This window comes from Nonomuraea sp. NPDC049158 (assembly GCF_040648335.1).
Classification (GTDB): Bacteria; Actinomycetota; Actinomycetes; order Streptosporangiales; family Streptosporangiaceae; genus Nonomuraea.
On the sequence record NZ_JBEZDM010000005.1, the window covers coordinates 394,793 to 415,768 of the forward strand.

The 20,976-nt window shown below is 69.0% G+C and carries 22 protein-coding genes; 13 read left to right on the forward strand and 9 right to left on the reverse strand.

What is annotated here, in order from left to right:
* Positions 1–77: 77 nt before the first annotated feature.
* Entirely contained in the window at positions 78–338 is a 261-nt protein-coding gene (locus tag AB0B61_RS14680) for a WhiB family transcriptional regulator (protein WP_214633495.1), read from the forward strand.
* An 85-nt stretch (positions 339–423) separates the two neighbouring features.
* Here AB0B61_RS14680 and AB0B61_RS14685 read toward each other — a convergent pair whose 3' ends face one another.
* The 3 genes from AB0B61_RS14685 to AB0B61_RS14695 all read right to left on the reverse strand — a co-directional run bounded on the left by AB0B61_RS14685 (position 424) and on the right by AB0B61_RS14695 (position 2,293).
* Positions 424–1,644 (reverse strand): methyltransferase domain-containing protein, encoded by a 1,221-nt coding sequence (locus AB0B61_RS14685; protein ID WP_358431856.1) that lies wholly within the window; start codon positions 1,642–1,644, stop codon positions 424–426.
* Positions 1,644–1,790 carry a hypothetical protein gene (locus AB0B61_RS14690; protein WP_357949029.1) on the reverse strand — a complete coding sequence of 49 codons (147 nt, stop codon included), beginning with the start codon at positions 1,788–1,790 and terminating at the stop codon, positions 1,644–1,646. Before AB0B61_RS14690 ends, AB0B61_RS14685 begins: the two co-directional genes overlap by 1 nt.
* Before the next feature lie 110 nt (positions 1,791–1,900).
* Complete coding sequence (locus AB0B61_RS14695; RefSeq protein ID WP_357647905.1) at positions 1,901–2,293, reverse strand: metallopeptidase family protein; 393 nt, start codon at positions 2,291–2,293, stop codon at positions 1,901–1,903.
* 183 nt (positions 2,294–2,476) lie between these two features.
* Between AB0B61_RS14695 and AB0B61_RS14700 the strand changes: the two genes are divergently transcribed.
* Genes AB0B61_RS14700 through AB0B61_RS14720 form a run of 5 tightly spaced genes read left to right on the forward strand, consistent with a single transcriptional unit; the run spans position 2,477 to position 6,481 of the window.
* Positions 2,477–2,845 carry a DUF3499 domain-containing protein gene (locus AB0B61_RS14700; protein ID WP_214633499.1) on the forward strand — a complete coding sequence of 123 codons (369 nt, stop codon included), beginning with the start codon at positions 2,477–2,479 and terminating at the stop codon, positions 2,843–2,845.
* Between the two features lie 41 nt (positions 2,846–2,886).
* Entirely contained in the window at positions 2,887–4,236 is a 1,350-nt protein-coding gene (locus AB0B61_RS14705) for a phosphomannomutase/phosphoglucomutase (protein WP_358431857.1), read from the forward strand.
* A complete protein-coding gene (locus AB0B61_RS14710; protein WP_214633501.1) occupies positions 4,233–4,400 on the forward strand; it encodes a Trm112 family protein in 168 nt (55 codons plus the stop codon). The genes AB0B61_RS14705 and AB0B61_RS14710 overlap by 4 nt, the downstream gene beginning before the upstream one ends.
* On the forward strand, positions 4,397–5,503 hold the full coding sequence (locus AB0B61_RS14715) for an SIS domain-containing protein (RefSeq protein WP_358431858.1): 1,107 nt from the start codon (positions 4,397–4,399) through the stop codon (positions 5,501–5,503). The genes AB0B61_RS14710 and AB0B61_RS14715 overlap by 4 nt, the downstream gene beginning before the upstream one ends.
* A 51-nt stretch (positions 5,504–5,554) precedes the next feature.
* Complete coding sequence (locus tag AB0B61_RS14720; protein WP_358431859.1) at positions 5,555–6,481, forward strand: cation diffusion facilitator family transporter; 927 nt, start codon at positions 5,555–5,557, stop codon at positions 6,479–6,481.
* Positions 6,482–6,584: 103 nt separating this feature from the next.
* On the opposite strand, the gene AB0B61_RS14725 is transcribed toward AB0B61_RS14720, so the two are convergent.
* On the reverse strand, positions 6,585–8,312 hold the full coding sequence (locus AB0B61_RS14725) for a phosphatidylglycerol lysyltransferase domain-containing protein (RefSeq protein ID WP_358431860.1): 1,728 nt from the start codon (positions 8,310–8,312) through the stop codon (positions 6,585–6,587).
* A gap of 193 nt (positions 8,313–8,505) precedes the next feature.
* On the opposite strand from AB0B61_RS14725, the gene AB0B61_RS14730 reads away from it, so the two are divergent.
* Complete coding sequence (locus AB0B61_RS14730; protein ID WP_358431861.1) at positions 8,506–9,594, forward strand: alpha/beta hydrolase-fold protein; 1,089 nt, start codon at positions 8,506–8,508, stop codon at positions 9,592–9,594.
* Positions 9,595–9,600: 6 nt separating this feature from the next.
* Here AB0B61_RS14730 and AB0B61_RS14735 read toward each other — a convergent pair whose 3' ends face one another.
* Together AB0B61_RS14735 and AB0B61_RS14740 are read right to left on the reverse strand one after the other, a co-directional pair.
* Positions 9,601–10,071 carry a GerMN domain-containing protein gene (locus AB0B61_RS14735; protein WP_358431862.1) on the reverse strand — a complete coding sequence of 157 codons (471 nt, stop codon included), beginning with the start codon at positions 10,069–10,071 and terminating at the stop codon, positions 9,601–9,603.
* Positions 10,068–10,427: a MerR family DNA-binding transcriptional regulator gene (locus AB0B61_RS14740; protein ID WP_358431863.1), complete on the reverse strand. Its 360-nt coding sequence runs from the start codon at positions 10,425–10,427 to the stop codon at positions 10,068–10,070. The genes AB0B61_RS14735 and AB0B61_RS14740 overlap by 4 nt, the downstream gene beginning before the upstream one ends.
* A 101-nt stretch (positions 10,428–10,528) precedes the next feature.
* Here AB0B61_RS14740 and ahcY point away from each other — a divergent pair, with 101 nt between their 5' ends.
* Positions 10,529–11,956, forward strand: coding sequence for an adenosylhomocysteinase (ahcY, locus tag AB0B61_RS14745; RefSeq protein WP_358431864.1), 1,428 nt, complete (start codon positions 10,529–10,531; stop codon positions 11,954–11,956).
* Positions 11,957–12,137: 181 nt separating this feature from the next.
* Complete coding sequence (locus tag AB0B61_RS14750; RefSeq protein ID WP_358431865.1) at positions 12,138–13,373, forward strand: adenosylhomocysteinase; 1,236 nt, start codon at positions 12,138–12,140, stop codon at positions 13,371–13,373.
* A gap of 73 nt (positions 13,374–13,446) precedes the next feature.
* Here the strand turns inward: AB0B61_RS14750 and AB0B61_RS14755 are convergent, their stop codons facing one another.
* Positions 13,447–14,079, reverse strand: a complete 633-nt coding sequence (locus tag AB0B61_RS14755) for a DUF305 domain-containing protein (protein WP_358431866.1) — start codon at positions 14,077–14,079, stop codon at positions 13,447–13,449.
* Between the two features lie 175 nt (positions 14,080–14,254).
* On the opposite strand from AB0B61_RS14755, the gene AB0B61_RS14760 reads away from it, so the two are divergent.
* Complete coding sequence (locus tag AB0B61_RS14760; protein ID WP_358431867.1) at positions 14,255–15,646, forward strand: hypothetical protein; 1,392 nt, start codon at positions 14,255–14,257, stop codon at positions 15,644–15,646.
* Positions 15,647–15,731: 85 nt separating this feature from the next.
* Here the strand turns inward: AB0B61_RS14760 and AB0B61_RS14765 are convergent, their stop codons facing one another.
* Positions 15,732–16,856 carry an aminotransferase class V-fold PLP-dependent enzyme gene (locus AB0B61_RS14765; protein WP_358431869.1) on the reverse strand — a complete coding sequence of 375 codons (1,125 nt, stop codon included), beginning with the start codon at positions 16,854–16,856 and terminating at the stop codon, positions 15,732–15,734.
* A gap of 82 nt (positions 16,857–16,938) precedes the next feature.
* Between AB0B61_RS14765 and AB0B61_RS14770 the strand changes: the two genes are divergently transcribed.
* Positions 16,939–17,475 carry an XRE family transcriptional regulator gene (locus tag AB0B61_RS14770; RefSeq protein WP_358431870.1) on the forward strand — a complete coding sequence of 179 codons (537 nt, stop codon included), beginning with the start codon at positions 16,939–16,941 and terminating at the stop codon, positions 17,473–17,475.
* Between the two features lie 53 nt (positions 17,476–17,528).
* Positions 17,529–18,890, forward strand: a complete 1,362-nt coding sequence (locus AB0B61_RS14775; RefSeq protein ID WP_358431872.1) for a hypothetical protein — start codon at positions 17,529–17,531, stop codon at positions 18,888–18,890.
* Between the two features lie 5 nt (positions 18,891–18,895).
* Here the strand turns inward: AB0B61_RS14775 and AB0B61_RS14780 are convergent, their stop codons facing one another.
* Entirely contained in the window at positions 18,896–19,894 is a 999-nt protein-coding gene (locus AB0B61_RS14780; RefSeq protein ID WP_358431873.1) for an RDD family protein, read from the reverse strand.
* Between the two features lie 51 nt (positions 19,895–19,945).
* On the opposite strand from AB0B61_RS14780, the gene AB0B61_RS14785 reads away from it, so the two are divergent.
* Positions 19,946–20,938, forward strand: coding sequence for a stage II sporulation protein M (locus AB0B61_RS14785; protein ID WP_358431875.1), 993 nt, complete (start codon positions 19,946–19,948; stop codon positions 20,936–20,938).
* Positions 20,939–20,976 lie beyond the last annotated feature (38 nt).

Here is a 20,976-nt window from a genome sequence, read left to right on the forward strand (position 1 = left end):
CGCCTTCCTGTGGGTGGGTAGTAAGGAAGGCGTTCCATGGGGGGCTCCATTGCGGGCGGGCGGCAGGGAGGTGTGCAGTGACCGATCTGGTCATCGCACAAGATGAGCTTGACGCTGAAGAACTCGGCTGGCAGGAGCGTGCGCTGTGCGCTCAGACGGATCCGGAGGCGTTCTTCCCGGAGAAGGGCGGCTCCACCCGAGAGGCCAAGAAGGTCTGCCGATCGTGCGAAGTACGTGCGGAGTGCCTTGAGTACGCACTCGAACACGATGAGCGGTTCGGCATCTGGGGTGGGCTGTCCGAGCGGGAGCGCAGAAGGATCAAGCGAGAGGCCGTTTAGCGATATAAGGGATATAGGAGAGAGAAGGGGTCGCACGGGCTGCCGTGTGACCCCTTTTTCGCCTGCGTGGTGGGCGGGTCGCCGCTCACCGAACGGCCGCTGGCACCCGCCCGAACCTGGACCCCGATCCCGAAGCCGACGGCCAGGTCATCCGTCGTGCTTCCCCGATGGGCGTGGCGTCCAGCCATATCTGCTGGCCGTCGGGAGTGACGGTCATGCCGAACCGGTCGCGGTCGGGCTTGCCCCAGCTCACCCAGCGGAAGTAGGCATCGGTGACCTCCTCCCACAGAGGCCGCCGGCCTACCTGGTAGACCTCGTACTCCTCTGTGTTGGGTCGCCACGCCACGGTCGCCCACGAGTACGCCTCGTCGGGGTCGGACACCCATATCCGGTACAGCTCTCCGTCTTCGTCCGGTTCCGCGCTGCCGCTCGAGGTCAGGCCCGTCAGCGACGAGATGGCGAGGTCCGCTCCGGACGGAGCGTAGGCGATCGTGCGGGGGTCCACGCGCGTGGTGAAGCGGTGTTTGTCCTCTGGGCCGCGCGCCGGGCGGTCCGCGACGGGACGCTGGGAGCGCATCATCATGTACGAGGCGAAGCCGAGGAAGCGGCCGTACGCGGTGCCGTCCGGGGCGACGACGAGCCGCAGGGCGTGGTTGTCGCCGAACCCGGGACAGTAGGGCAGCACGATCTCCCCGCCGGGGCGGCACTGCTCCACCCACGTGTACGGCACGGTCCGGATGCCGCAGGTGACGTGAACCCGATCGAACGGCGCCCGCTCCGGGCAGCCGGCCGCGCCGTCGCCGACGATCAGGTGCGGGTGCACGCCGGCCGCGCTCAGGTTCTTGGCGGCATGCTCCGCCACCACGGGGTCGACGTCGATCGAGGTCACGTTCTCCGCGCCGACGAGATGGGACAGCAGGGCGGCGGTCCAGCCGGTGCCCGTGCCGATCTCCAGCACCCGGCGGCCTGGCACGGTGTCCAGGATCTGGAGCAGGTCGGCGACGGTGCTCGGCGCCGAGGCCGAGGAGGAGTAGCCGCCCACCTTGGCCCTGATGTCGGTGGCCCCGTCGTCGAGCTGGGTGACGATGGAGTGGGGCGAGTAGACCGCGTCCCACCAGGCGTCCGGGTCGGCGTCGCGGTCGATGATGTACGCGCTGTCGGGGGTGGTCGGCACGGGGAGCGCGACCGAAGGAATGAACAGATGGCGGGGCACCGCGCGGATCGCCCCTTTGACGCGTGGCCCGATGTCGTCGAACTCGTCGAGGTGCTCGATCAGGCGTTCAACCCCCTGCGCCGTGTCGTTCACTACTTCTTTCCGTCCTTCGAGTCGGCGCTGTGGGCGCCGTTGGAGGTCTTGTTCTGGTCCTTGTTGGAGCTGGCTTCTCGGCTCGCGGCGGATTTCGGATCGAGGGCCTCGGCCTTCGGGCTGTCGGGCTTCTCGTGCCTGCCCACAGATGCTCTCCTTCGCATGGATCGGATGAACACGCACGGTAATCGTATGGCTACTCTCCGCAACTAGGCAAGGGTTGCCAAACCTTCGGCCGCCGCGCTGGCCCAGGTGGTCAGCGGCGGTCGTCGTAGCCCGGGTCGACGGTCTCGGGAGACAGGCCGAGGAGCGTGGCCACCTGCTCGACCACGGTGTCGTGCACCAGTGCCCCCAGCGTGTCGCGGTCGCGGGCGCGGGCCTCGAGCGGCCGCCGGTAGATGACGACGGCGGCCGGGTCCTGGCCGCGCGCGACGTCGGCGCGGCCGAACGGGATCGGCTCGGAGCCGAGCCGGGGCCCGTCGCCGAGCTCGCTCAGCGGCGGCACCTCCTCGACCGCGAACTCCACCGCCGCCAGCTGCTTGCCCCACTGCGGCCGGAGCCGGTCGACCGCGTCGAGCACGAGGTCGTCGAAGCGTTCGCTGCGTGATCTGGCGATCGGCACGTGAGAGGGCGCGAGGGGGCCGCGCATGCCGCGACCGTGCCGGTCACGCCGTCTGGGGCCACGCCGTTGGTTCACACGGCAAGTGTACGGGGAGGCGGCTTCGGGGCAGTTGGGGAGAAAGGCTGCGACAGGTGTCCGAATTGTGGCGACACGCTCGTTAAGAGCGCTCAGATAGTGGCGCCTCGCACTCTTACCAGATACGGTCCCTCCGTGAGCCCCGTCCGCCGCTGTTCCCGCACCGCTTGCAGCCAGCCTGCAGTCTTCACGCTCACGTACGTATACGCCGACTCGACCGCTGTTCTCGGCCCTCTGGCGACGTACGCCGAGCCACACTGTTACGACCTGTGCGCCGAACACGCCGAGCGGCTGACCGCTCCCCGCGGCTGGGAAGTGGTGCGGCTGCCCACGGACGGCACGTCGCCCAGCTCCGACGACCTCGAGGCGCTGGCCAACGCCGTCAGGGAGGCCGCCAGGCCGGCGCCGTCCGGCGGGGGCGAGCCGGTCGGCCAAGGGGTCGAGGTCGGGCGCAGGGGGCACCTGCGCGTCCTTCGGTCCGCCCAGCAACATCGCGACCGGTAGGCTCGTTCGTACACGTGACGACCTAGGGGCGGAGCTGGAGAGTGGGCGACCTCGCCAAGATCTTCAAGGCGTACGACGTTCGCGGCGTGGTGCCTGACGAGTTCGACGAGCCGACCGCCGAGGCCGTGGGGGCGGCCTTCGTCGAGGTGACCGGGGCACGGTCGGTCGTGGTCGCGCATGACATGCGGGAGTCCTCCGGGCCGCTGTCCGCCGCGTTCGTGCGCGGCGCGCGCTCGCGCGGCGCCGACGTGGTGCACGCCGGGCTGGGCTCCACCGATCTGCTCTACTACGCCAGCGGCAGCCTCGGGCTGCCCGGCGTGATGTTCACCGCCAGCCACAACCCGGCCCGCTACAACGGCATGAAGATGTGCCGCGCGGGCGCGGTGCCGATCGGCGGCGACAGCGGCCTCACCGAGATCCGCGACCGCGCGGCCGAGCTGCTCGGCGACACCGCCGAGCCGGTCGGTTCGCTGATCGAGAAGGACCTGCTCCAGGGCTACGCCGACCACCTGCGCAAGCTGGTCGACCTGTCGAGCATCCGGCCGCTGAAGGTGGTCGCCGACGCGGGCAACGGCATGGGCGGGCACACCGTTCCCGCCGTCTTCGAGGGCCTGCCGATCGAGCTGATCCCGCTCTACTTCGAGCTCGACGGCTCCTTCCCCAACCACGAGGCCAACCCGCTGGAGCCGGCCAACCTGCGCGATCTGCAGCGAGCCGTCCGCGAGACGGGCGCCGACCTCGGGCTGGCCTTCGACGGTGACGCCGACCGGTGCTGGGTGATCGACGAGCGCGGCGAGTCCGTCTCGCCCTCCGCCGTCACGGCGCTGGTGGCCGTACGCGAGCTGGGCAAATACCCGGGCGAGACGATCATCCACAACCTGATCACGTCGGCGGGGGTGCCGGAGATCGTCCGCGAGCACGGCGGCGAGCCGGTGCGCACCCGCGTCGGGCACTCCTTCATCAAGGCCGAGATGGCCCGCACGGGCGCGGTCTTCGGCGGCGAGCACTCCGCCCACTACTACTTCCGCGACTTCTGGTTCGCCGACTCCGGCATGCTCGCGGCGATGCACGTGCTGGCCGCGCTCGGCGAGCAGGACCGCCCGCTGTCGGAGCTGATCGGCGCCTATGCGCGCTACCACGCCTCGGGCGAGATCAACAGCACGGTCGCCGACCAGGACGCGGCCCTCCGGTCCGTACGAGGGGCGTTCGAGTCCCGGGGCACCGTCGACGAGCTCGACGGGCTCACCGTGACCGGCTCCGACTGGTGGTTCAACCTGCGCGCCTCCAACACCGAGCCGCTGCTGCGGCTCAACGCCGAGGCGGCGGACGAGAGCAAGATGACGGCGATACGGGACGAGGTCCTCGCCATGGTTAGAGGGGTGTCAGTGTGAAGATCGACGACTGGCTGCTGGAGATTCTGGCCTGCCCGGCGTGCAAGTCACCGCTGCGCGCGGAGAGCGAGACCGAGGAGCTGGTCTGCACGGGTTGTGGCCTGATCTACCCGGTCAGGGATGACATTCCCGTCCTGCTCGTCGACGAGGCCAGGAAGCCGTGACCTGGGAGCCCGAGCGGCTCGATGACCAGCACCATCTCACTGAGGGTGACCCGGGCGGCATGCTGGTGGCGGTGGCGGCCTCGGCCGCCCAGGTCCGCATCGCCTACCGCGCCGCGGTCGAGGCGGGCGTCGACCGGCTGACCTCTCGGGTACGCCCGCGCGCGGTCGTGGTCGTGGGCATGGGCGGCTCCGCCATCGCGGGCGACGTCCTGGCCGCGGTCTGCGGCAACGGCGCCCCGATGCCCATCGTGACCCTGCGCTCCCACCAGCTGCCCGGCTGGGTGGGCGCCACCGATCTGGTCATCGCGGTGTCGTGCTCGGGCCGCACCGAGGAGACGCTGTCCGCGGCCATGGAGGCCGTGCGGCGCGGCTGCTCGCTGCTCGCGGTCGGCAGCGCGGACTCACCCCTGGAGGCGATCGCCAGGCAGGCGTCCGCCGTCTACGTGGCGGTGCCCGCGACCGGGCAGGCCCGCGCCAACCTCTGGCTGCTGACGATCCCGCTGATCGTGTCCGCCGCCTCGCTGGGCCTGGTCAAGGCCGACGAGGAGCTCTACGAGCGGGTGGCCGGGACGCTGGAGGACATCGCGCACCGGTGCCGCCCGTCCAGCGAGTCCTTCGTCAACCCGGGCAAGACGCTGGCCATGGAGCTGGCCGAGAGCGTGCCGATGATCTGGGGCTCGTCCTCCGTCACCGCGGTCGCCGGCTACCGGCTGGCCTGCCAGCTCAACACCAACGCCAAATACCCGGCGATCTTCGGCGAGCTGCCCGAGGCCGGTCACAACCAGGTGGCCGCCTTCGACGGGCCGATGGCCGAGCGCGACATCTTCGCCGACGCCGCCAGCCACACGCTCAGGCTGGTGATGCTGCGCGACGTCGAGGAGGACCCGCGGGTGGCGCGGCGCCGCGAGGCGACCGTACGCCTGGCCGGCGACCGCGACGTGCCCGTCACCGAGCTGTCCGCCGAAGGCACGCATCCGCTGGAGCGGATCGCCTCGCTGATCGGCCTGGGCGACTACGCGACCACCTATCTGGCTCTCGGATATGGCGTCGATCCCACCCCTGTGCCGGCGATCACGGAGCTTAAGGCCAGAATTTCGCAATAGGATCCCTTTTCGGGCCTTTAACGACATGATCATAATGAGTGGAGTTCTCCGGTGAGCGCGAGTGGCGGTAGCAAAGCGATCATTGCGGCGTTGACCGCCAACCTGGCGATCGCCGTGTCGAAGTTCGTGGCCGCGTTCTTCACCGGGTCGTCCTCGATGCTCGCCGAAGGCATCCACTCCGTCGCCGACTCGGGCAACCAGCTGTTGTTGCTGCTCGGCGGCAAGCGGGCGCAGCGGGAGCGGGACAAGGCACATCCTTTCGGATATGGGCGCGAGCGCTATTTCTACGCGTTCGTGGTGGCCGTGGTGCTGTTCACGATCGGTGCGGCGTTCTCGCTCTATGAGGGCGTCACCAAGATCCTGCATCCGCACGACGTGGAGTCGCCGATCTGGGCGTTCGCGGTGCTGATCTTCGCGATCATCGCGGAGGGTTTCTCGTTCCGTACGGCGATCAGGGAGTCCAACCCGCTGCGTGGCAGCCAGTCGTGGGTCACGTTCATCCGCCGGTCCAAGTCGCCCGAGCTGCCGGTCATCCTGCTGGAGGACCTCGGCGCGCTGCTCGGCCTGATCTTCGCGCTGTTCGGCGTGGCGATGGCGGTCATCACGGGCGACGGCGTGTGGGACGGCGTCGGCACGCTGATGATCGGCCTGCTGCTGGCCGTGATCGCGGTCGTGCTGGCCATCGAGACCAAGTCGCTGCTGGTCGGTGAGGGGGCCTCCGCGGAGATGGAGGCTCAGATCCGGACCGCGCTGGAGGGCACGCCGGCGGTCGACCGGGTGATCCACATGCGCACGATGCACCTCGGGCCGGAGGAGCTGCTGGTGGCGGCCAAGATCGCGGTCTCGCACGACGACTCGGCCTCCGAGGTCGCCAGGGGGATCGACGAGGCCGAGCGGCGGATCCGTGAGGCCGTACCGATCGCCCGGGTCATCTACCTGGAGCCGGACCTCGACCGCTCGCACACGCCGACCGCCTGACGGGCCTGTCCCGCACTTTCTCACCCCGGCCGTCTGACGGGCCTGTCCCCGCGCTCTCCCGCCCTGAAGGTCGCCTGGCGCGTCCGGGCGCGCGCTTGCGCGGCTATGAGGTCAGTGGGGCCGTGTTGCGTCTGATGAGGCGGGTGGCGCGGCGCCAGCCGCGGCTGGGCAGACCGAGCGTGATGAACGCCTCGGCCTGCAACGCCGACACTCCGATCCGCGGCAGATCCCGGGCATTGGGGTAGACCACGAACCGCGGCTCCCAGATCGGCCGGAACTTGGCGTTGAACCGGTACAGCGACTCGATCTGGAACCAGTGCGACAGGAACACGAGCAGCCCGCGCCACGCCCGCAGCACCGGCCCGGCGCCGAGCCGCTCGCCCCTGGCCAGCACCGCCCGGAACATCGCGAAGTTCAGCGAGACCTGTTTGATCGCCATCTCGGGCGCGGCCTGGAGGGTCTTGACGATCAGCAGCTCGTTCAGTCCGGGCTCGGCGTCGCGGTCCCTGCGCATCAGGTCGAGCGAGATGCCGTGCGGCCCCCACGGCACGAAGTGCAGCACGGCCTTGACCTCGCCGTCCTTGTGCGCGGTGGCCACCACGCAGTCGGCGTCGGCGGGGTCGCCGAAGCGGCCGAGCGCCATGGAGAAGCCGCGTTCGGTGTCGGTGCCGCGCCAGGAGACGGCGGCCTGCTTGATCCGTTCCTTCTCGTCCCCGGTCAGGTCGGCGACCCGTCGGACGCGGCAGGTGTAGCCCCCGCGCTCGACCCTGTTGGCCATCTGGCGGACGTTGCGCATGGCCCGGCCCTCCAGCGTGAAGTCGGCGACCTCGACCACCGCCTCGTCGCCGAGCTCCAGCGCCGACATCCCGGTCCTGCGGGTCCACACCTCGCCGCCGACCTCGCCGCAGCCGATCACCGCAGGAACCCAGGCGTGCCGTCTGGCCTTGGCCATGAACCCGTCGATCGCCGCCGGCCACGCCTCGCGGTCGCCGATCGGGTCGCCGCTGGCCAGCATGACGCCCGAGACGACCCGATAGGCGATCGCGGCCTTGCCCGAGGGGGAGAAGAGCACGCTCTTGTCGCGGCGGAGCGCGAAGTAGCCGAGCGAGTCGCGCTGCCCGTGCCTGCCGAGCAGGTCGCGCAGCCGCCGCTCGTCGTCCTCGGTGAGCTCGGAGATCGGGCGTTCGGGGCGCAGCAGCAGGTAGAGGGAGGTGACCGCGGTCAGCGTGCCGAGCGCGATCAGCGAGAGGTAGACCAGGTCCGAGACGCGGTCGTCGGTGTAGGTGACCGGGCCCTCGACGCCCACCAGGCCGTACACCACGTGCTGGAACCGGTCCAGCACGCTCGGGTCGCCGACGATGACCCTCGGATGGGCGCTGACCAGCAGGTAGCCGAGGCCGAGGTCGAGGGCGCCGAGCCCGAGGAAGTTCCACAGCGCCCGCCAGCGGGTGCGGGGGTCGGACAGTGCGGCGAACTCATGCCTGTTCAGCAGCAGCACCACGCAGACGACCAGGCTGAGCACGGCCGTGACCAGGTGGCGCAGGTGGACGAGCTCTATGGCCGCGCTCACCGGCAGCAGCACCACCATCGCCCGCCACGCCCGCGCCTTCCTGCGGCGCAGCCCATGCGCCAGCATCACCAGCAGGATGCCGACGATCAGGGCCGTCGCCCGCGCGAGCGTGGTGACGATGCCGGGCAGCAGGTCGGACCACTGGCCCATCCTCGTGCGACCGAATCCCGGGGCCACGGCCCTGATGATGTCGAGCAGACCGATCATCAGTGAGGCGTAGCCGGTGACAGTCGGCACCCATGGGCGCGCGAGCCTCTTCACAGCTCCATATTAGATTCGAGGCTCTATAACGGCTGTGTTAGCTCGCCGGTGGTGATCAGGTGATTCCGGTCCGAGACCGGGCCAACCGGCGATCAGGCCGACGAGCCGAACCGGGGTCCGCGCCGACAGATGTGCCGCAGGGGCTTAACCCGATGCTTACGCCGCGCGGAGTATGCCTATCGTGGAGGGCGATATGGGACTGACCTCGGTGAAACTTCAATTCCTCGCGCTGGTGCTCGCGGCAGGAGCGCTGGTCGCGACCGTCTGGCTGTGGCCCCGCCTGAGCGGCCGCGGCTGGCCGGCCGTACTGGGCAGGGTGGGTGTGCTCGCGGGAGACCAGCTGTTAACGCTGGTGGCGCTCGCCCTGATCGGGAACTCGTACTTCGGCTTCTACGGCTCGTGGGACGACGTGCTCGGCACCGACACGGGATCGGCGCCCATCACGGTCGCGGGCGTCGGCGCGGGCATCAAGGTGCTGTCCCAGCGGGCCGTACGGGGTGGGCGGATCGAGCAGGTGATGATGCCGGGGCCGACCACTCACCTCAGCGAGGAGGCGTACATCTTCCTGCCCTCGGCCTACTTCACCGACAAGCAGGCGCGCTTCCCCGCGATCCTGTCGCTGACCGGCTACCCGGGCGACCCGCGCAACCTCATGACCCGGCTCGACCTGCCGGGGCGGATGGCGAGCGCGATCGCCAAGCACCAGGTCAAGCCGACGATCCTGGTGATGATGCGGCCGAGCGTGGTGCTGCCGCGCGACACCGAGTGCGTTGACGTGCCGAACGGGCCGCAGGTGCAGGCGTACTTCGCCACCGACGTGCGGCGGGACATGATCGCCTCCTACCGGGTGGGGAGCGGCCGGGACTACTGGGGCGTGCTGGGCGGCTCGACCGGCGGCTACTGCGCGCTGAAGCTCACCATGACCCATCCGGACGCGTTCTCGGCCGCCGTGTCGCTCTCGGGCTACTACAAGACGATCATCGACGGCACCACCGGTGACCTGTTCGGCGGGGACAAGGCGGTCGAACAGCGCAATGACCTCATGTGGCGGCTGTCCAGCCTGCCCGCGCCGCCGGTCACCGTGCTGGTCACCAGCAGCAAGAAGGGCGAGGCCGACTACGGGTCGACGCAGCGGTTCCTGGCCGCGGTGAAGCCGCCGATGCAGGCGTCGTCGCTGATCCTGCCCAGCGGCGGGCACAACTTCAACACCTGGAACAGGGAGCTGCCGCAGGCCCTACCGTGGCTCGCCCAGCAGCTCCACGCCCCCGCCAGCGCCGCGTAGCGGCCCCTACTCGTGGCCGGTGATGCAGGACGTGCCCGCGTCCGACTGGTCGAACAGGCAGCGGCCGTCCTTGTCCAGCGTGATCACTTTCTTGACCGACTTGAACTGCTTCAACGTGGTGGCGATCGTGTGCAGGGCGCGCGCGTCGCCGCCCACGCCGCTGCCCCACACCGTCCGGCAGAAGCGCAGCGTGGCCTTGCCGTCCTTGATCTTCAGCTTGAAGTCGGCGCCGCAGTCGGACGGCCCGCGGAGCCGTCCGGTCAGCTCGGAGCGCAGGCCCCTCCCGCGCTCCGCCTTGGTCGGGCCCGCGATCAGTTGCTCGATCGCGAACGTGGCGACGCCGCGATCGGGCGCCTTCCTGGTCACCGCGACCACCTTGCCGGGAATGCCGTCTCCCTTGGAGAAGTAGACCTTGACCTCGCCGGTCAGCTGCGCCGGGGAGAGGGCGAGCACGGTGGCCATCAGCAGTTCCATCATGACCGTTTGGACGCTTGTCCGGGAGCGGAGGTTCGCAGGAGCCGCAACGCCTTCTCCTGCTCGAAGTCCAGGGCACGGCGCGGCGCCTGGATGCGCCCGATCCGCACGCCGAGATCGCGTACGGCGCCCGCCACGGCGGGCTCGCTGAGCACGCGCAACGCGAACGCCAATTCGGCGGGCGAGATGTCGAACCGCTTCTCCAGCTCGATCCCCTGAGCCACGGCCGCGAGCTCGTCCGCTCCGAACCGCCGATGCGCACCCTGCTCCCGGACGGGCGGCAGAAGGCCCAGAGCCTCCCGGTATCGGAGCATTCGCGGGGACATGCCGAGCCGCCTGGCCGCTTCAGTGATGCGCATCCTTACATTCTTACGTCAGCTTTCGGGTGGTAGAGATGCGACCTTGCTCGGACGGCACCTAAACTCGTCGCGACAACTCCGTGATGCGAGGGGAAAACCCGATGGACTTCAAGGTCGCCGACCTTTCACTTGCCGACTTCGGCCGCAAGGAGATCCGGCTCGCCGAGCATGAGATGCCCGGCCTCATGGCCATCCGCCGTGAGTACGCAAGTGCGCGACCCCTGTCCGGCGCGCGGATCATGGGCTCCCTGCACATGACGATCCAGACCGCCGTCCTCATCGAGACGCTGGTCGCGCTCGGCGCCGAGGTCCGCTGGGTCAGCTGCAACATCTTCTCCACCCAGGACCACGCCGCCGCCGCGGTCGTCGTCGGCCCCACGGGCACCGTCGAGGACCCCAAGGGCGTCCCGGTCTTCGCCTGGAAGGGCGAGACGCTGGAGGAGTACTGGTGGTGCACCGAGCAGGCGCTCACCTGGCCCGGCGGGGTAACCCCCAACATGATCCTCGACGACGGCGGCGACGCCACGCTCCTCGTCCACAAGGGCGCCGAGTATGAGAAGGCCGGGGCCGTCCCGTCCGCCACGGACGACGACCCGGAGGAGTGGCACGTCATCATCGACCTGCTGCAGCGCACGGTCGGCGACGACAAGCGGTGGACCGCGATCGCCGAGAGCATCAAGGGCGTGACCGAGGAGACCACGACCGGCGTGCACCGTCTCTACGAGATGCACAAGACCGGCTCGCTGCTGTTCCCGGCGATCAACGTCAACGACTCGGTGACCAAGTCCAAGTTCGACAACAAGTACGGCTGCCGCCACTCGGTGATCGACGGCCTCAACCGCGCCACCGACGTGCTGATCGGCGGCAAGGTGGCCGTGGTCTGCGGCTACGGCGACGTGGGCAAGGGCTGCGCCGACGCGCTGCGCGGCCAGGGCGCCCGCGTCATCGTGACCGAGATCGACCCGATCTGCGCGCTCCAGGCGGCCATGGACGGCTTCCAGGTCACCACGCTGGACGAGGTCGTCGGCCAGGCCGACATCTTCATCACCACGACCGGCAACTTCGACATCATCACCGCCGCGCACATGGCGAAGATGAAGCACCAGGCGATCGTCTCCAACATCGGTCACTTCGACAACGAGATCGACATGGCCGGCCTGGCCAAGCTGCCCGGCGTCGAGAAGCGCAACATCAAGCCGCAGGTGGACGAGTGGGTGTTCGCCGACGGCCACTCGATCATCGTCCTGGCCGAGGGCCGGCTGATGAACCTGGGCTGCGCCACCGGGCACCCGAGCTTCGTCATGTCCAACTCGTTCACCAACCAGGTGATCGCGCAGATCGAGCTGTTCGCGAAGACGGACGAATACCCGATCGGCGTCTACGTGCTGCCCAAGCACCTGGACGAGAAGGTCGCCCGCCTGCACCTGGACGCCCTGGGCGTGAAGCTCACCGAGCTGACCAAGGTCCAGGCCGAGTACATCGGCGTCCCGATCGAGGGCCCGTACAAGTCCGACCACTACCGGTACTGATTTCTTCCAAGCCCGACCACTGTCGGTGCTGATTTCTTTCTTTACGGCAGAGCACGGTGAGCGCCAACCCCGCACGGGGTTGGCGTCTGTCCAGGGGAACGCTCCTCCGGTGATGCGGGGCTGGGCGCCGTTACGTGCGTCTTCTTGACCGTCTTCTTCGGGGAAGTGTGGGGTGTTGGGCGTGGATCTTTCTGAGAGTGGAGAGCGGCACATCAGTTGGGCCGCTCGGTCCATGCCGGTGCTGACGGCCGTGGGGGAGCGGTTCGCCGCCTCGCGGCCGCTCGATGGCCTGAAGATCGCTGCCTGCCTGCACGTCACCGCCGAGACCGCGGTGCTCATGGGGGCGTTGAAGGCCGGCGGGGCTGAGATCGCTCTTGCCGCCTCCAACCCCCTGTCCACGCAGGATGACGTCGCCCAGGCGTTGCGGGGCTATGGGATCGCCGTTCACGCGCGGGCCGGGGTGGATCGGGCCACCTACTACCGGCACATCCACCAGGCGCTTGATCTGGCTCCTGATCTTGTGCTGGATGACGGGTGTGATCTGGTCAACATCCTGCACACCGAGCGGACCGATCTCCTGGACGGGGTCTCCGGAGGTTGCGAGGAGACCACGACCGGGATCATCCGGTTGCGGCAGATGGCCGCCGAGAGCGCGTTGCGGTTTCCGGTCGTGGCCGTGAACGACACCCGGACCAAGCGGATGTTCGACAACCGGTATGGCACCGGGCAGTCCACGCTCGACGGGATCATGCGGGCCACCAACACGATGCTGGCGGGGCGGACCGTCGTGGTGGCCGGGTTCGGCTACTGCGGCCGGGGGGTCGCCGAGCGGGCCAAGGGGCTGGGGGCGCGGGTGCTCGTCACCGAGATCGACGCCGTCAAGGCGCTGGACGCCACCCTTCAGGGATACGAGGTGCGGCCCATGGCGGAGGCCGCCGCGGTGGGGGATCTGTTCATCACCGTCACCGGGAACCGGGACGTCATCCGGGGTGAGCATCTGGCCGCGATGAAGGACGGCGCCATCCTCGCCAACGCCGGGCACTTCGACATCGAGATCGACGTGCGGGCCCTGGACGAGCTGGCCGAGGAGGTCCACCACGGGGTCCGGCCCAACACCGACGAGTACGTGCTGGCGGACGGGCGGCGGCTGCTGTTGCTGGCCGAAGGGCGGCTGGTCAATCTGACGGCGGCCGAGGGGCATCCGGCGGCCGTGATGGACATGTCGTTCTCGGCCCAGGCCCTGGCGGTCGCCTGGCTGGCCGAGGGGCGGGCGCGGCTGTTGCCGGGTGTCTACGACGTGCCCGAGGAGATCGACCACGAGGTGGCCAGGCTCAAGCTGGCCGCCGCCGGGATCGGGATCGACACGCTCACGGGTGAGCAGGAGGAATACCTGCATTCCTGGCGGGTCGGTTCCTAGACCGCATTTCTGGCGGGTCGGCTTCTGGAGGACATTCCGGGGCGCTTCTAGAGCGCCTTCCTGGCGGGTCGGCTTAGAGCAGTTGTCCCATTCGCCGGATCTCCGCCGCCTGGCTCACTGAGATGTCCTCGGCGATCTCCTGGACGCGCAGGTGCGAGCCCTGGGTGATGACCTCGGTCGACATGGTGATCGCGCCCTGGTGGTGGGCGGTCATCAGCTGGACGAACAGCTGGTCGAACGCCGACCCTTTGGCGGCCTTGAGGCTCTCCATCTGCTCCGGCGTGGCCATGCCCGGCATGCCCTCGTGGGCGGCGTGGTGGTCGGGCACCTGCTGGCCCTGGGCCTTCAGCCAGTCCGTCATCATGGCGATCTCCGGGCCCTGCACCTGGTTGATCCGCGACGCCAGGCGCTTCACCCCGTCGTTCGACGCCCGCGAGGCGGCCAGCAGGGCCATGTCGAGGGCCTGGCGGTGGTGGATGATCATGTTCTGCATGTAGCGGACGTCGGCCGCGTTGGCCTTCTGGGGCGGTACGGCGGTGGCGGCCTCGCTCGGGCTCAGCGTCCTGGCCTCCTCGCCGGGCCGTCCGGGAGCGATGACGGGAGCCGTCGCGCCGGAGGTCGGGGCGGGTGGGGCCGCGGAGGTGCCCCCCGAGCAGCCGGTGACGAGCAGGATGGCGCAGGTGCCGACGGTGAGTGCGTTGCGCACCTGACCTCCTTGACGGCGGGGAGTCGCGACGTCGCACTATAGACGCCTTCTCGACTTCGAGGAAATAGGGCAAGTCAGCAAATTTCTTGACACAGTGCTCGCTAGGCGAGGGCTGACAATCTGGGTCAGAATTTTGTCATTTATGTGTGCCTTATGACCCGGAAGGAGCCCGAGGGTGCTGACCCTTCGCAGGACCCTGGTCGCGGCCGGAGCCGCCGTGGCGTTAGGACTGACCGCGCTGCCGGCCTTGGCCGCCGACATCCCGCCGGCCGACACCGTGGTGACCAGCCCGAACGTGACCCACGTGCTGAACATCCCCAAACCGGCGCCGATCGCCGCCACCATCAACACCGACATCGCCTTCCAGGGTGACTACGCCTACGTGGGCAACTACGGCGGCTTCTCGATCTACGACATCCGGAACCCGAAGAAGGCCACGCCGGTCAGTTCGGTCGTGTGTCCCGGAAGCCAGATGGATGTCACCGTCTACGGCAATCTGCTCTTCACCGCCGTCGACTCCTCGCGCAGCGACGACTCCTGCAACAGCACGGCCCTGTCGGCGGACCACAAGGAGGCCTGGGAGGGCATCCGGATCTTCGACATCAGCGACAAGACCGCGCCCAAGTACATCAAGTCCGTCGAGACCAACTGCGGCTCGCACACGCTGACGCTGGTGCCCGGCAAGGGCTGGGACAAGAAGAAGAACGTCTACATCTACGTGCAGTCGTACAACCCGAACGCGACCTTCCCCGACTGCCTGCCGCCGCACGACAAGATCTCGATCGTCAAGGTGCCGCTGAGGAACCCGACCGCGGCGGCCGTCGCATCCACCCCGGTCGTCTTCCCCGACGGCGGCAACGAGACCCAGCCGGGGCTGCTCATCCCGACCAGCGGCTGCCACGACATCACCGTGTACGCGGAGAAGGACATCGCGGCGGGCGCCTGCATGGGTGACGGCGTGCTGTTCGACATCTCCGACCGGCTGAACCCGAAGGTCACGGCCAGGACCACCGACCCGAACTTCGCCTTCTGGCACTCGGCGACGTTCAGCAACGACGCCAAGAAGGTCGTCTTCACCGACGAGCTCGGCGGCGGCGGCGCGGCCACCTGCAACGAGGCCACCGGACCGAACCGCGGCGCCGACGCGATCTATGACATCTCGCACGGCCGGCTCGTCTTCAAGAGCTACTTCAAGATCCCGCGCTACCAGGCCGACAGCGAGAACTGCGTGGCCCACAACGGCTCGCTGATCCCGGTCAAGGGCAAGGACATCATGGTCCAGGCGTGGTACATGGGCGGGGTCTCGATCTGGGACTTCACCAACTCGGCCGCGCCGAAGGAGATCGGCTACTTCGAGCGTGGCCCGCGCGCCGACAACAGTGGCGGCGGCGTGTGGTCGGCGTACTACTACAACGGTTACATCTACGCGGCCGACTTCAACGAGGGCCTGGATGTCATCAAGATCAATGACCGGCTGACCGACGGTGCCGCCCGGGTACACGCCGACCAGCTGAACGTCCAGACCCAGCAGTCCTACCGCGAGTGGGGCTGGGGCCACGACGACTGATCCAGCCACCCGGCACTGATCCCGCCACCTGGTACGGCGGAGCCCGCCCGGCTCCGCCGTACTCCGGAAGTTCTGAGTGGAGGTTTCAGGACTTCCGGCAGAGGCTGATGGCGTCCGCGACGGCCGCCACGTCGGACCGGTCGTTGTAGTAGTGGAACGACATGCGCAGCAGGTCGCCGCGCGGCGCGGTCACGATGCGCCGCGCGCCCAGCCGGGCGGCCAGCCCTGGAGGGTCGTCGTCCGCTATCGCCACCTGCGGCCCGCGCGCGCCGGCCGGGCTCGCCACCCGCTCGCCCGCCGCCGCCAGCCGCTCGGCCAGCTCCTCGACGAGCGCCGACACATGATCCTTTACGGCCCGCGGGTCCACCCGCTCGATGAGATCGAACCCGGCGTTGGCCGCGTAGGCCGACGGCACGGGCGGCGTGCCGGTCTCGAAGCGCCGCGCGCCGCCGGGGAAGTCCAGCAGCCGGGTGTCGAAGGCGAACGGGTTCACCCGGCCGAACCAGCCCGTGAGCTCCGGGTCGCGCTGATGCTCCAGGCCCTCGCGTACATAGAGGAACGCGATGCCGGGCAGGCCGAGCAGGTACTTCAGTGAGCCCGAGGTCAGGTAGTCGCAGCCGAGCTCGCGTACGTCGATCGGGGTGACCCCGGCGGCCTGGTAGGCGTCCACGAACACCCGTGCCCCCTGCTCGTGCGCCAGCCGTATGACGTCCTCGGCGGGCAGGCGGGCACCGTTGCGGTAGGTGATCAGCGGGACCGACACCAGGTTGACGCGCTCGTCCACCACCCGCTCGTACGCTTCGGCCTCGACGGATTCGCCCATGTCCGCGGCCACCCGTACCTGGGCGCCGCGTCCGCCCTGGGCCAGCCAGACGTGCGCGATCGACGGGAACTCCAGGTCGTTGGTGACGATGCCGGGGCGGCTCGACCAGTCGAGCGACGAGGCGACCTGGAAGGCGGCCTCCGACGCGCACGAGAGCACCGCGATCTCGCCGGGGGAGGCCCCGATGAGCCGGGCGAACCGCTCGCGGGCCCACTCGACCTCGGCCATCCACACGTCCCAGGGCGCGCCCTTGTTCCGCAGCGAGTAGCCGATCTCCTGCAGCGAGTACGCCAGCCGGGCGGACAGCGCGCCCTGGCTGCATGTCGCCAGATGCACGGTGTCGGCCAGCGACGGAAACTCCGCTCGGAATTGGGCAGCGTTCAACATATGTAACATTCCGGGCCGCCTATCAGCTGCTTTCCTTGAATTCAATAAACCTTCAATCACGCTACATCGATAGGATCGCCGGATGATTGGCACCAGAATTCGCGAGCTCCGGTCCGAACGCAATCTCACCGTGGCTCAGCTCGCGACTGCCTCGGGGGTGCCGAGCGCGTTGCTCAGTCAGGTCGAGCGCAATCGGGACGACCCCAGCCTGGAGACCCTGCGGAAGATCGCCAAGGCGTTGGAGCTGCCGCTGTTCAGCCTGTTCCAGGAGTCGGATCCGGCCCTCGTGGCGGTGATCCGCGCCGAGGCCCGGGTGCGGGTCAAGTCGCCGTCCGACGGGATCACCTACACGCGCGTGTCGCCGGGTCGCGGACGGCTGGAGGTCCTGGAGGGGCACCTGCTGCCCGGCGGCTCGTCGGCCGGCGAGCCGTGGTCGCATCCGTCGGAGGAGTGCGTGCTGGTGCTGCGGGGGCGGCTCGTCGTCGAGGTTTCGGGCTTCACCCATGAACTGGAGAAGGGCGACAGCTGCTATTTCGACTCCTCGCTGCCGCACCGCTATCTGAACACGGGCGCCGAACCCACCGACTTCATCATTGCCGCGACGCCCCCAAGTTACTGATTTTTCCTGCCATAGTGATGCGGCTAGTGCCAACCCAACTCAGGAGGTCCTTCGTGGTGTCCAGATTCGGCCGCGCCTTGATTGTGGCGGGAGCGGCGTCGCTGGTGCTGCCGGTGCTACCGGCCCACGCGTCGGACGACGTCAAGGCCAGCGCGAACGTCAAGCTCGTCGCCAACCTCCCGAAACAGGGGCCGTTCAAGGACGGGGACGCCTACGACACCGACCTGGCCTTCCAGGGTGACTACGCCTTCCAGGGCAACTACCACGGCTTCACGATCTACGACATCAAGAACCCGGCCAAGCCGGCGGTCGTCAGCCGCGTCACCTGCCCCGCCGCCCAGAACGACGTCTCGGTCCAGGGCGACCTGCTCTTCCTGTCGGTGGACGAGTCGCTGACCAGTGACTCCTGCAAGGCCGACGCCGAGACGCCCAGCGTGAAGTCGGCGTGGGAGGGCATCCGGATCTTCGACATCAGCGACAAGAAGCGGCCCAAGTACATCAAGTCCATCGAGACCGCCTGCGGCTCGCACACGCACACGCTCGTGCCTGACAAGACGCGGCCGGGCAAGAAGAGCACGGCCGTCTACCTGTACATCTCGTCGTACGGGCCCGCCAAGTCCTATCCCGACTGCAAGCCGCCGCACGACCGGATCTCGATCGTCAAGGTGCCGCTCGGCAAGCCCACCGCCGCCAAGGTCGTCGCGCGCCCGGTGCTCTTCCCCGAGGGCGGCAACGAGAAGCAGGAGGACCTGCTCGCCCCCACCAGCGGTTGCCACGACATCACCGTGTTCCCGGCGAAGGACCTGGCCGCGGGCGCCTGCATGGGCGACGGCGTGCTCATGGACATCTCCGACAGGGAGCATCCCAAGGTCACGGCCAGGGTCACCGACGAGAACTTCGCGTTCTGGCACTCGGCGACGTTCAACAACACCGGCACCAAGGTCGTCTTCACCGACGAGCTGGGCGGGGGCGTCATGGCCGCCTGCAACGCGGCGACCGGTCCCCTGCGGGGCGCGGACGCGATCTATGACATCACGGACGGCCAGCTCGCGTTCAAGAGCTACTACAAGATCCCGCGCAACCAGAGTGGGGCCGAGAACTGCGTGGCGCACAACGGCTCGCTGATCCCGGTCGCGGGCCGCGACATCATGGTCCAGGCGTGGTACCAGGGCGGCGTGTCGATCTGGGACTTCACCGACTCGTCGGCGCCCGCGGAGATCGGCTACTTCGACCGCGGCCCGCTCAAGCCCCAGAACCTCGGCGGCTCCTGGTCGGCCTACTACTACAACGGCCACATCTACAGCAGTGACATCCAGAAGGGCCTGGACGTGCTGACCATCACCGACCAGCGGACCGACCCGGCCGCCACGAAGCGGCTGAAGGTCCTCAACACCCAGACCCAGTACGCCTACTGATCCGGTTACTGGGGCGGCGCGAACCCACCCGGAGTCGCCTGCGGCGGCGACTCCGGGGCGCTCGGCGCCTGCGGCTGGTAAGGCTGTCCGGCCTGAGGTTGGTACGGCTGGGCGGCCTGAGGCTGGTACGGCTGGGCGGGCGGCGCCGTCGGCGGATAGGGCGCTTGGTACCCCGGCTGAGGCGCCTGGTAGGCCGCCGGTCGCGCGAAGGGCCCAGGTTGGGAGAAAGGTCCAGGTTGCGCCGGGGGCGCCATGCCGTTGCGCTGGGCCAGCCGTACCTGGTCGCGTCTGCGGCGCTCGGCCAGGACGGCGCTCAGGTACGCGTGCGGCGGCACCCCGGACGGCGCGGCGGGCGAGACGAACGCCGCCACCTGCGCCGCGATGCGCATCCCCACCTCGTGCTGGATCTGCGGCGACAGGTCGTGCCAGCGGGAGACGTACTGCCGGGCGGCCGTCGCCACCTCCTCGGGCAGCTGGGAGAGCTCCAGCGTGGCGGCCCAGGCGGCCAGCGGCGGCGGCATCATGATCAGGTGCCCGTCGGACCGCGGCCCGCGCTCCGAGATCACGATCGTGCCCGCGAAGATGTCGCCCAGCCGCTTGCCCCGCTGGGAGACCAGCGAGGAGATCAACGCCGGCGCCCCGGAGAACATCCAGAACTCCACCATCCCGGCCAGCCCGCGGAACAGCGCCTGCCTGAACCGTTCGGGGCTCCCGTCGTCGCTGACCACCCGCAGCCCGAGCGCCAGCTTGCCCAGGCTCCGCCCCCTGCTCACCGTCTCGAAGATGACCGGGTAGCCCACGATCACCAGCACGAGCAGCACGATCGACACGGCCGCGAACAGCGCCGTGTCGGTGACCAGGAAGAACGCTTGCAATGCTACGTACGTGGCGATCAGGACGGTCATCTGGACCGCCATGTCGATGATGAGCGCCAGGGCGCGGGACGGCATCTGGGCCACCCGTACCTCGACGACGACGGCGTCACCGGTCACAACCTCTGACATACGTGGAGCCTAACGGCATTGTCCCAATGGATGACCGGCCACAATGGTCGGGTGGACATCGATGCGTTCGTCACCGCACACCACCCGGTATGGGACAGATTGGAGCACTTGGTCAAACACCGCTCCTCCCTGACCGGCCCTGAGGTCGACGAGCTGGTCGACCTCTACCAGCGGGTGTCCACACATCTGTCGATCGTCCGCTCGTCCTCCGCCGACGCGATGCTGACCGGCCGCCTGTCCGCGCTGGTGGCCAGGGCGCGGTCGGCGGTGACGGGCGCGCACACGCCCGCCTGGCGGGAGTTTGTCAGGTTCGTCACCGTGTCGTTCCCCGTGGTGGCCTACCGGGCCCGGTGGTGGTGGCTGGCCACGTCGCTGGCGTTCATCGCCGTCTCGTGGGTGCTGGGCGCGTGGGTGGCGAGCAATCCCCAGGTGCAGACCTCGATCGCCTCGCCCGACGAGATCACCCAGCTCGTCGAGCACGACTTCGCCGACTACTACTCGGAGAACCCGGCCGCCTCCTTCGCCGGACACGTGTGGATCAACAACGCGTGGGTCTCGGCGCAGGTCATCATCTACGCGATCTTCCTGGGCCTGCCGATTCCCGTGCTGCTCTGGTCGAACGCGGCCAACCTCGGCGTCTCCGCCGGGCTGATGGCCTCCCGCGACAAGCTGGACATCTTCTTCGGGCTGATCACCCCGCACGGCCTGCTTGAGCTGACCGCGGTCTTCCTGGCGGCGGCCGTCGGCATGCGGCTGGGCTGGACGGTCATCGACCCCGGGCCGCGCAAGCGGGTCGAGGCGCTGGCGGAGCAGGGCCGGGCGGTGGTCAGCGTGGCGCTCGGGCTGGTCGGGGTGCTGTTCGTGTCGGGACTCATCGAGGCGTTCGTCACGCCGTCCGGGCTGCCGACCCCGGTGCGGGTGGGCATCGGGGTGCTCGCCGAAGGGGCCTTCCTCGCGTACGTGATCGTCTTCGGCAGGCGGGCGCTGCGCCAGAACGAGACCGGCGACCTCGAACGCGCCCCGGACGTCGCACCCAGCGCCTGACCCCGCCGAGCGCCCGACAGCACCGAGCGCGCCTGACC